Here is a 10,213-nt window from a genome sequence, read left to right as displayed (position 1 = left end):
GATTTAATCAGCGCTTCCCTAAATTATCCCGGCCCCGATCTTCGATCCTCGATCCCAGCCACCATGCGGCTGCGCGCCCAATTTCCCCTCTGAACCCTCTGAACCAGCCCGCCTTCAGCGGGCCGAACCCTCTGAATCCTCACTCCCTTCCAGACGTGACCTTTCCACCGTTTCATCCCAGGTGACAATCAGTTCCCCGCCTGCGATGATAACCATGGCAGCCAGGTGGAACCAGATGAAAAGGACTACCAGGCCGATGAGGGAGCCGTAGGTAAGGCCCATGGAGGATACGTGGAGGATGTAGTAACCGTAGGCAGCGGTTAATGCGATCCATATGGAGGTGACAAGGAAAGCGGAGGTAATGACTCTCCTCCAGTCAGACCGCCTGCCTGCAGGAGCGTATTCGTAGAAAACGGCCAGAGAGAAGGCGATAATAACAAAGGGGATGCCGAATTTCACCACGGTCCACAGTTTCAGCAGGATTTCCGGCACGTGGAAGTAGTAGGCTATGGCATAGACCACGGCGTTGCCGAAAACGATGAGCCCCAGGGAAAGAATCATGGCAAAAGAAATAAAAAGGGTGAAGATGATGGACTTGGCATTCACCCGGATGTAGGACTGCCTGTTCCTGTCGCCGTACACCGCCAGATCCGTGGAACGGATGAGGGTATCCACTCCCTGGGAGGAGGTCCACAGGGCGCCGGCAAGACCGATGAAAAGCCATATGGAGCTTCTGGCCTGGATAATGCGGAGGATATTGGCCTCCATGGCCACCGCCACATCGTCAGGAAGGTAGGAAAGGAGACTCATAATCACATGAATCTGGGGAGCGGCGAAGAAGAGCATACTGTTCACCAGAAAAATCATGAAAGGAATGAGGCCCAGGATGAAATAGTAGGTAGCTTCCGCTGCCAGGGCAGTCACATTATCATCATTAAACCGCTGAATCAGCCTTTTGATAAAAAACAGGCCGCTGCTGTCCGTGCTTTTCGGTTCCATGATGCGCCTCCTTTCCATTTCCTCTATTATACCCTATCGGCGAAATGGCTGTAGAAAGATGATTTCACATAAAACGGCGCCCTTGCCATAGAAGGGCGCCGTTTTGATTTCACCGGTCTTCACGCACTGCCGTCTTTATGGATCCTGCTTTTTCTGATTTCTCTTCCGGTTATAATACCAAATGCCTCCATAAACAAGGGTGACCAGAATGATAAGGATGGTAAGCCGAAGGGCATGTTCCTCCATGTTCACCACATCATGTCCAAGGATTACTTCCAGCGCCGTGGAAGGCAGCTTGCCGATGAGACATCCCAGGGCATATGACCGGAAATGCATACTGGAAAGGGCGGCAATGGCAGTCACAAGGCCGTTGGGCATATAGGGAATGGCCCGGGCAATGGCCATGGCCTGCCAGGAATCATAGGAGTCCAGTTTCTTTAATGTTTTACTCTTGTTGATAATATTCATGGCCATGCCCCTGAAGAGGGTCCGCATGACATAGAAGGAAATAAGAACCCCCACCGTTTCCGCCAGCCAGGAAATGATGACGCCCCAAAACAGGCCGAATATAAGGCCATTGGCCGTAGAAATAAAAATGGACGGCAGAAATCCTACGATATTGATAACCACATCAATGAAAAAGCTCATGAACGCAGCATATATGCCGAAACTGTGCAAATAGGCAATGGTGCCCCGCAAATCTCCATCCTCCGACAAATGATACACCGTAGGATAAAAGGTGGGGTCAAAGAAATGAATAGATACCAGTACCAATATCAATAATGCCAGTATGGAAAGCCGGAATTTCCGCTCTCCCTTTTCGTTCCAATTTCTATATCTCATAAAAAGCCCCTATAATATGCAAAGGATATGCAAAAATGCCTGTAAAATGGAAATGCCTGTCTTTCCGGAATTTCCTCCTGCCAGGGAAACAAGTGACTGCCGTTCTATGGTTATATTAACTGTTATTCTGTAAATATATGATACCATTATTTTAAAGAATTTTAAATCCATGGCCCTGTAAAATCCGGATTTGCCATACATGTTAAAAACAGCAGAAAAGCAGGCTCACAGGAGCCTGCTTTTCTGCTGTCTCTATGTAATCACCATGGACTATTTCCTTAAAATTTCCTCCGCATAGGAGCGGATAGTATCGGCCATATCTTTGCGGCCCACCGTTTCCGTAAACCGTTTCGGACGGCTTTCCAGCTCACCCAGCTGTCTGGGAAGGGGAATACCCGTCTTTTCCGCGATTTCACGAAGGGTATCATAGGGGCTTTCCATTTCCGGGAGGCCCAGGGCTTTGGCTACAACGCCGGGGAATTTATAGGGATGGGCCGTACTGATGATGACGGTATGGGAATGGCGGGGAATCTGCCCTTCCCTCCTCAAATGGTCATACACCGCATAGGCCACGGCAGTATGGGGATCCATGAGGTAGTCGTAAGTTTCATACACTTCACCCATCACGCGGCTCATATCTTCCGGAGAAGCCCAGCCCCCTTTCATTTCCATGCCCGCTTTAGCAAAGGCTTCTTTAGATACTTCATATTTCCCTTCTTTTTTGAGCATTTCCATGCTTTCCTTCACCTTTTCTGCAGAGCCGGTGAGGTAGTAGAGGAACCGTTCAAAATTGGAGGAAATCAGAATATCCATGGAAGGCGCTTCGGTCATGTAGAAGGGACGGTTAATGTCGTAGGTGCCGGTTTCAAAGAAATCAGCCAGTACCTTATTTTCATTGGACGCGCAGATGAGCTGTCCGATAGGCGCCCCCACCTGTTTCGCCAGCCAGGCTGCCAGAATATTTCCGAAGTTGCCGGTGGGCACCACCACGTTGAATGATTCATCAGGGCCGATGGAGCCGTTTTTCAAAAGCTTCAGCCAGATCCATACATAGTACACCACCTGAGGCAGGAGACGGCCGATATTGATGGAATTGGCGCTGGAGAAAAGAACACCCTTATCCGCCTCTTCCTTCCTAAGACTGCTGCCGAAGACCTGCTTCAGCGTCCCCTGGGCGTCATCGAAATTACCTTCAATGCCCACGACCCTCACATTGCTCCCCAGCTGTTTCTGCATCTGGTCCTTCTGGAGAGGGCTTACGCCATGGGAAGGATAGAATACCATAATATGGACGCCGGGCACATCGCGGAACCCTTCCAGCGCTGCTTTGCCCGTATCGCCGGAGGTAGCAGTGAGGATAAGGATTTCCTTGCCATCCTTCTCTTCCTTTTTGGCATACACAAGGAGGTACGGGAAAAGAGAAAGGGCCAGATCCTTGAAGGCGCAGGTTCTGCCATGGAACATTTCCGCCATGGAAAAAGCCTGGGAAAGAGGCTTCACCGGTACGATTTCTTCCGTCTCAAAGGTACCGGTATAGGCGCTGTGGGTCAGCTTCCTCAGTTCCTCTTTCGGAATATCAGTGAGGAAATGGGACAGCACAAAGGCCGCCAGCTCCTCATAGCTCATATCTTTCAGTTCATCGGCATGGAGAAAGGGAGCAGGCAGTGCTTCCGGCACATACAGGCCGCCGTCATCGGCCAGGCCCTTCACCAGCGCTTCTAATGCCGTCACTGTTTCATTACTTCTGGTACTTCTGTATTTCATAGGACACCTCCGAAGAATTTTTCCCGTTTTGCCCTATTTTATCATAAATGGCAGGGGGATTCTATGGGCCAAAGGGAGAGGCCTGTGCCTGCGGTATGAGGGTTCTGGGAAAGCGCTGATTAAATCGTTATCGAATTAATCAGTGCTTCCCTAAAGTTTGATGCACCTGCCGGCGCAAATGTTCTTAGGTTTGACAGACGCTTCGCGTCTGAGGGTTGTGGATTGCCCTTCGGGCAACGAATTTAATATGCCGCCTTTGGCGGCTGACTCCATCGGGCTCGCTGATAAACCTGCATTATACAATAAAAAATCCCACGAAAACCGTGGGATTTGATTTCTGGTGGATCATCAGGGGTTCGAACCCCGGACACCCTGATTAAGAGTCAGGTGCTCTGCCAGCTGAGCTAATGATCCGTTCAACGAAAATGATTATATCATTTTCGAGGCATTCTGTCAAATCTTTTTTTATTTGATTTCAAAAGATTTTTCAGTGCCGCCGCCTTCACCAGGCGACATGGATAATATACCATACGGCGCCTCTTTTTTCAAATTAGATTTCAATGAGAAAGCATCAATAGTGGATGCCGTATTTCTTTTTCAGCTCCTCTATGTCCTGCCTCATGTCCCGGTCACATTCCTCCAGTGCCGCTTTCAGATGCGGCAGCTTCTGGCGGGCCAGAAAGGCTTTTTTGGCGCTGGCCATTTTGTAGATATGAGCCAGTTCTTTCTTATAGGATGCCATGAATTCCTGCAGCTCTTCTTCCGTCAGTTCCCTATCTTCCAGGGAATCTGTCTTTTCGTCCTTGTCCATAGGTCCTCCTTATCAAAAAATCCTTATGCCGGATTTCTGGCATAAGGATTTCAATTTCTGGTGCGTCTAGAGGGATTCGAACTCTCGACACCTGGTTCCGGAGACCAGTGCTCTATCCACTGAGCTATAGACGCCTAACAAGGAGTATTATAGCATAAAGAGCGGATAAAGGAAAGTCTTTTTTATTTTTCTACGAAAACCCGAGGAATTCTCTTCAGGTCGCAGGTGATTTCATGGGGAATGGTGCCAGCGGTCTTTGCCACTTCGTCCAGTGTGATTTCTCCTTCTCCCTGTCTACCCATGAGGATGACTTCATCCCCCGGTTTCACAGAATCATCTACTGCCACCATGAACTGGTCCATGCAGATGCGTCCCACAATGGGGCAGCGTTTTCCTCCAAGGAGGACTTCTCCCTTATTGGAGAGGCACCTTGGATAGCCGTCGGCGTAGCCGATGGGGACGGTGGCGGTCTTCATGTCCCTGTCTGCTACATAGGTGCCGCCATAGCCGATAGCTTCACCTTTGTGGAGTGTCTGTACATGGGTGACATGGCTGACGATACGCATGACGTACTGGAGATCCAGCTTGTTTTCCATTTCATCGGAAGGCTGGGGTCCGTAGATAATGATGCCCGGGCGGGCCAGGTTGTGCCAGCTTTTGGGGATGTCGATGACGCCGGCGCTGTTGGCGGAGGAAATGACGAAATCGTCGATAACGGGCATCTGGGCAATGGCTTCATCGAAGCGGTCCAGCTGTTTCAGGGCAGCGGATTTATCTTTGCAGTCAGCGGTAGCCATATGGGTCCAGGTGCCATGGAGATGAAGGTGGGGGTAGAGGGCCAGCTTCTTCAGGAAGGGCTTCACATCTTCCGGATGGGTGCCGATACGGTTCATGCCTGTATCAATAGGCATCATCACTTCCACTGTCTTGCCGGCGCCTTTAGCAATATCTTCAAAAGCGTCCAAATCCACCGTGTCGTCCACCGGCAGGGTGAGGTCGTATTTCACGCCCATGAGCATATCTTCCGGAAGAGGAAGGCCCAGTACATAAATAGGGCAGGCGAATCCGGCGCGGCGGAGCTCAGCCCCTTCTTCCACCCGGGCTACGGCAGCGGCGGTATATCCTTCTTCCATTGCAATGCGGAGCGTTTCTACGGCGCCGTGGCCATAGGCATTGGCCTTGACAACGGCCAGTACATTTACCTCTTTCGGCAGGTGATGGCGGATGACTCTCAGATTGTGGCGAAGTGCATTCAGATTGATTTCCATGTAAGAAACAGGCATAACAAAATCTCCCTCCAATAAAAAAGTCATCGCAGCTGAAATCCACGGGTTTTCCCCGTCAAAGGAAGCCGCGATGCTTCGTATTCCTTATGAAATTTTATTCCAAAGGGTTACCCCTATGATAATCCAACAGAGCCAAAAAGAAAAGGGGCTGACGTAAAATTGGTCAATAAATGGCAGCCCCATTCCTTGCATTGCATAAAAATTTAAGAACAAAAGCAGACAGTGATGTAATCAGCGCTTCCCCATATCTATTCGTCCCTCAGGAACTGCTCGAATACATAGTTTCCCAGGGCGGCGCCATGATAGGTAAGGAAGAGATGGCCCTTCTCTTCTTTCAGAAGTTTCCGTCTTTTCAGCATGTCCACCTGCTTTTCATACCAGTAAGCCAGAGGGTGTCCATATCGCTTTTCAAAATCCTCCAGCGGAATGCCTTCCTTCATGCGAAGATGGAGGAAGCAGTATTCTTCCATTTCATCCTTTTCAGAAAGGTTCTCCACCTCTGCCGGCGGCTTTCCGCCGGTGAGAAGTTCCTTTTCATAGAGCCTGACGCCGGGGCTTATGGTGAATCTTGTCCTTCCAATGCGGGAGGAAGCGGCCGGCCCCAAGCCCAGGTAGTCGGAAAGCTGCCAGTACTTCCTGTTGTGTTTAGAGCGGTATCCCTTTCGGGCAAAGCTTGATATTTCATACCGTTCAAAGCCGTAATGAGGAAGGATGCGGCACATGTCCTGATACATAGCCCAGCTCACCTCTTCCGTAGGCCGCTGAAGGAGTCCCCTTTCCGCCAGCTGGGAAAAGCGGGTGCCCTCTTCCAGAATGAGGCTGTACACGGACACATGGGTAATGGGAAGGTGTACCGCCCAGAGCAGGGATTTCCTGAAATCCTCCACCCCCTGTCCGGGAAGCTCATACATAAGGTCGATGCTCATATTGTGAAATCCCAAAGCATAGGCTCTTTTTACCACCTTTTCCGCCTCGGAGGCGTTGTGAAGGCGGCCGATGGCCTGAAGGAGCCGGTCATTATGGCTCTGGACGCCTATGGAAATCCGGTTAATGCCAAGGGCCCTGGCATTTTTAAGATAGGAGTCCGTCATGTCGCAGGGATTCATTTCCATAGTTATTTCAGCATTTTCGGAAATATGGAAATTTTTCCGGATATTTTCCATAACCGCCGCAAGCTGCTTTTCCGTGAGGGAGGAAGGGGTGCCGCCGCCCAGGTAGATGGTGTCACAGAGTCGGTCTTTGAAATCGGGACTCCTCATTTCCATTTCCTTTTCCAGGGCCCTGATAAAGCGGTCATCCGGCTTTGTCCCAACGGAATAGAAGCCGCAGTATGCACAGCGGCTTCTACAGAAGGGTATATGAATATAGAGCCCCAGGTCAGTCATCTTTCAGAACCGCCATGAATGCTTCCTGCGGGATTTCCACGCTGCCTACCTGTTTCATCCGTTTTTTCCCTTCCTTCTGCTTTTCCAGCAGTTTCTTCTTACGGGTCACGTCGCCGCCGTAGCACTTGGCAAGAACGTCTTTTTTATAGGCTTTGATGGTTTCCCTGGCAATAATTTTGCTGCCGATAGCAGCCTGAATGGGCACTTCGAACTGCTGGCGGGGAATGATGTCCTTCAGCTTCAGCGCCAGGGCGCGGCCCCGGGCAGGGGCATTGCTGCGGTGGACGATGATGGACAGGGCATCCACCAGGTCGCCGTTCAGAAGGATATCCAGCTTCACTGCGTCGGTTTTCTGGTAGCCGTCCAGCTGGTAGTCCAGGGATGCATAGCCTTTGGTGCAGGATTTCAATTTATCAAAGAAATCGAAAATGATTTCCGACAGAGGAATCTTGTAGGACAGATCCACCCTGGTTTCATCCAGATACTCCATGGTCTGGAATACGCCCCGGCGGTTCTGCACCAGTTCCATCACGTTCCCCACCATGTCCGATGGCACCAGGATATCCACCTTGGCCACCGGTTCTTCGATGTGTTCGATTTTTGTCATAGGCGGCAGTTCTGCCGGGTTGTCCACCGGCACCATGGTGCCGTCTGTTTTGAACACATGGTAAATGACGGAAGGGGCTGTGGTGATGAGCTTCAGGTGGTATTCCCTCTCCAGCCTTTCCTGCACCACATCCATATGGAGCAGGCCCAGGAAACCGCAGCGGAAACCGAAGCCAAGGGCCTGGGACGTTTCCGGCACGAATTCCAGGGCAGCGTCGTTAAGCTTGAGCTTTTCCAGCGCTTCCTTCAGATTGTCATAATCCTTGCTTTCGATGGGATACAGGCCGCAGAATACCATGGGGAGCGCCTTGCGATACCCCGGCAGCGCTTCAGAAGCGCCGTTTTCCGCGGTGGTAATGGTATCCCCCACTTCGCAGTCCTGCACATTCTTAATGCTGGCTGCCACATAGCCTACGGAGCCGCAGGTAAGTACATCGGCAGCTTTGGGGAATGGAGAAAAATAGCCCACCTCCGTCACCGTATACACCTTGCCGGAAGCCATCATGCGGATATTCATGCCCGGCTTAATTTCACCGTCCATGACCCGTACATAGGCAATGGCTCCCTTATAAGAATCGAAGATGGAATCAAAAATCAGACAGCGCAGCGGCTTTTTACTGTTATCCGGAGGCGGCGGCACCTGCTCCACGATCCGTTTCAGCACTTCCTCCACATTTTCTCCGGTTTTCGCAGAAACGGGAATGGCGTCGGACATATCAAGACCAATGATATTTTCCACTTCCTTCTTCACCCGGTCAATATCCGCACTGGGCAGGTCGATTTTATTGATAACCGGAATGATTTCCAGATTGTGGTCCAGGGCCAGGTATACATTGGCCAGGGTCTGGGCCTGTACCCCCTGGGTGGCGTCAATAATAAGGATAGCCCCTTCGCAGGCGGACAGGCTGCGGGACACTTCGTAATTAAAATCCACATGGCCTGGGGTGTCAATGAGGTTCAGTTCATAGGTGTCTCCGTCCTCGTACTTGTACATAAGGCGCACGGACTGTTCCTTAATGGTAATGCCCCTTTCCCTTTCCAAATCCATGGTATCCAGGATCTGGGCCTCCATGTCCCTCTTCTGCACCGTACCGGTAAGCTCGATGAGCCGGTCCGCCAGGGTAGACTTGCCATGGTCGATATGGGCAATAATTGAAAAATTCCTGATGTGTTCTGTATCCATAATGACTCCTGTATAACGATAATCTACATTCAGTCTCTATTTTACTATAAATGTCGCATCTATGAAATAGGTTCCTGCCGTGATGAACTGCTTTCGTATCATGCCCTGCAGGAAACTTTTCGCAAACAGTTTCCTGTCGCAATGAACTGCTCCTGTGTCATGCCGGGTAGGAAACTTTCCTCATCACTCTATGAACCGTTTCGCCTCCCTGCCGAACGGGAGTCCTTTCTCCCCAATGCCGGTGCGGCTATGGCGAGGATGACAAGCAGGATGCCCACTGCCTGCACCCAGTCGAATCTGACGTTAAAAAGGAAGAGGGATGCAATCACTGAAACCGCCGGTTCCACGGTGGCGGTAACGGAGGCCTGGGATTCACTGAGGTAATGGAGTCCGGCATTGTAGCAGGTAAAGGCGACCACCGTGCCGCAAATAACTATCCAGAAGGAGTCGAAGAGCACATCCCTTTCAAAGAATCCTGTAAAATCAGTGACGGGATCAATGAACCAGGCCGACAAAGCACCGGTGAACATGCCGATGGCCAAAATGAAGGAATTGTCCAGCGTCCCCATGAGATGCTTGGGATAAACGGCGCAGACGGCAAAGAAAACAGCCGATGCCAGTCCCAGGTACACGCACTCCGCAGGCACGGAAATCCGATGGAAATCGCCGCCGGTAACAAGGAGAAACACACCGGCTATGGCCAGGACGACTGCCAGAAGCTCTCCCCCTGCCGGCCATTTTTTTCCTTTCAGGGAGACCCATAAAATCACAATGGCAGGACAGGTATACTGGATCACTGTGGCTGCCGCTGCATTGCCTGCAGCGATGGAGGCAAAGTAGGTATAATGCATGAGCATAAGCCCCACAATGCCGTAGAACACAAGGTTTGGGAGAAGAAGAGGGCGCTTTCTGATTTCCCTGATTCCCGGTTTCCGTTTTCCCTTGATGAGGGACACGGAAAACATGATGAAACCGGCGGAAAACATACGAAATACCGTAAGGTCCATGGAGTCCAGTGTGCTTTTTCGGAAGAAATCCTGGGCCGCCAGGCCGGTTCCTGCCCACATGGTGCCGGCAATAAGAACCATAATCACCGCAAAAAGTTTCAACCTTCTCCCTTCTTTCCATCCCCGGATACACAAAAACCCGCCACGGAGGCGGGTTATATATTCTGGTGGGACTATTTGGATTCGAACCAAAGACCTCTTCGATGTCAACGAAGCGCTCTGACCAACTGAGCTATAACCCCGGATACTGAGGTCATTATATCATGGGAATGGAGAAAAAAGCAAATATTATAAAGGGGCCGCTTTAGGGAAGCACTGATTAAATCATA

The 10,213-nt window shown here is 50.8% G+C and carries 8 protein-coding genes and 3 tRNA genes; all 11 read right to left on the bottom strand.

Features of this window, described 5'->3' with window-relative positions; all coding sequences use genetic code 11:
• Nucleotides 1-114: 114 nt before the first annotated feature.
• The 11 genes from B2Y11_RS05260 to B2Y11_RS05210 all read right to left on the bottom strand — a co-directional run bounded on the left by B2Y11_RS05260 (nucleotide 115) and on the right by B2Y11_RS05210 (nucleotide 10,126).
• Nucleotides 115-999, bottom strand: a complete 885-nt coding sequence (locus B2Y11_RS05260; RefSeq protein WP_291057020.1) for a YihY/virulence factor BrkB family protein — start codon at nucleotides 997-999, stop codon at nucleotides 115-117.
• 135 nt (nucleotides 1,000-1,134) lie between these two features.
• Nucleotides 1,135-1,842, bottom strand: a complete 708-nt coding sequence (locus B2Y11_RS05255; RefSeq protein WP_291057018.1) for a TVP38/TMEM64 family protein — start codon at nucleotides 1,840-1,842, stop codon at nucleotides 1,135-1,137.
• Nucleotides 1,843-2,112: 270 nt separating this feature from the next.
• On the bottom strand, nucleotides 2,113-3,606 hold the full coding sequence (thrC, locus tag B2Y11_RS05250; protein WP_291057016.1) for a threonine synthase: 1,494 nt from the start codon (nucleotides 3,604-3,606) through the stop codon (nucleotides 2,113-2,115).
• Between the two features lie 338 nt (nucleotides 3,607-3,944).
• Nucleotides 3,945-4,020: transfer RNA gene (locus B2Y11_RS05245), tRNA-Lys, on the bottom strand.
• A 157-nt stretch (nucleotides 4,021-4,177) separates the two neighbouring features.
• A complete protein-coding gene (locus tag B2Y11_RS05240) occupies nucleotides 4,178-4,417 on the bottom strand; it encodes a hypothetical protein (protein ID WP_291057014.1) in 240 nt (79 codons plus the stop codon).
• 58 nt (nucleotides 4,418-4,475) lie between these two features.
• Nucleotides 4,476-4,551: transfer RNA gene (locus tag B2Y11_RS05235), tRNA-Arg, on the bottom strand.
• A 48-nt stretch (nucleotides 4,552-4,599) separates the two neighbouring features.
• Nucleotides 4,600-5,700, bottom strand: a complete 1,101-nt coding sequence (alr, locus tag B2Y11_RS05230) for an alanine racemase (protein ID WP_291057012.1) — start codon at nucleotides 5,698-5,700, stop codon at nucleotides 4,600-4,602.
• Nucleotides 5,701-5,951: 251 nt separating this feature from the next.
• The gene (gene hemW / locus B2Y11_RS05225; RefSeq protein WP_291057009.1) at nucleotides 5,952-7,088 is read right to left on the bottom strand and encodes a radical SAM family heme chaperone HemW; all 1,137 of its coding nucleotides are present in this window, start codon (nucleotides 7,086-7,088) and stop codon (nucleotides 5,952-5,954) included.
• On the bottom strand, nucleotides 7,081-8,877 hold the full coding sequence (gene lepA, locus B2Y11_RS05220; RefSeq protein ID WP_291057007.1) for a translation elongation factor 4: 1,797 nt from the start codon (nucleotides 8,875-8,877) through the stop codon (nucleotides 7,081-7,083). Before lepA ends, hemW begins: the two co-directional genes overlap by 8 nt.
• A 188-nt stretch (nucleotides 8,878-9,065) precedes the next feature.
• On the bottom strand, nucleotides 9,066-9,986 hold the full coding sequence (locus B2Y11_RS05215; RefSeq protein ID WP_291057005.1) for an EamA family transporter: 921 nt from the start codon (nucleotides 9,984-9,986) through the stop codon (nucleotides 9,066-9,068).
• 63 nt (nucleotides 9,987-10,049) lie between these two features.
• Nucleotides 10,050-10,126 (bottom strand) — tRNA-Val (locus B2Y11_RS05210).
• Between the last annotated feature and the right edge of the window lie 87 nt (nucleotides 10,127-10,213).

This window comes from Dialister sp. UBA1703, assembly GCA_002320515.1.
Taxonomy (GTDB): domain Bacteria; phylum Bacillota; class Negativicutes; order Veillonellales; family Dialisteraceae; genus Dialister.
The sequence above is the reverse complement of the archived record's forward strand: the minus strand, read 5'-3'. Positions and strand labels throughout refer to the sequence as shown.

Coding starts and splice junctions, on each gene's coding strand:
- thrC (WP_291057016.1), bottom strand. CDS start 3,606: ATGAAATACAGAAGTACCAGAAGTAATGAAACAGTGACGGCATTAGAA.
- B2Y11_RS05240 (WP_291057014.1), bottom strand. CDS start 4,417: ATGGACAAGGACGAAAAGACAGATTCCCTGGAAGATAGGGAACTGACG.
- hemW (WP_291057009.1), bottom strand. CDS start 7,088: ATGACTGACCTGGGGCTCTATATTCATATACCCTTCTGTAGAAGCCGC.
- B2Y11_RS05260 (WP_291057020.1), bottom strand. CDS start 999: ATGGAACCGAAAAGCACGGACAGCAGCGGCCTGTTTTTTATCAAAAGG.
- B2Y11_RS05255 (WP_291057018.1), bottom strand. CDS start 1,842: ATGAGATATAGAAATTGGAACGAAAAGGGAGAGCGGAAATTCCGGCTT.
- lepA (WP_291057007.1), bottom strand. CDS start 8,877: ATGGATACAGAACACATCAGGAATTTTTCAATTATTGCCCATATCGAC.
- alr (WP_291057012.1), bottom strand. CDS start 5,700: ATGCCTGTTTCTTACATGGAAATCAATCTGAATGCACTTCGCCACAAT.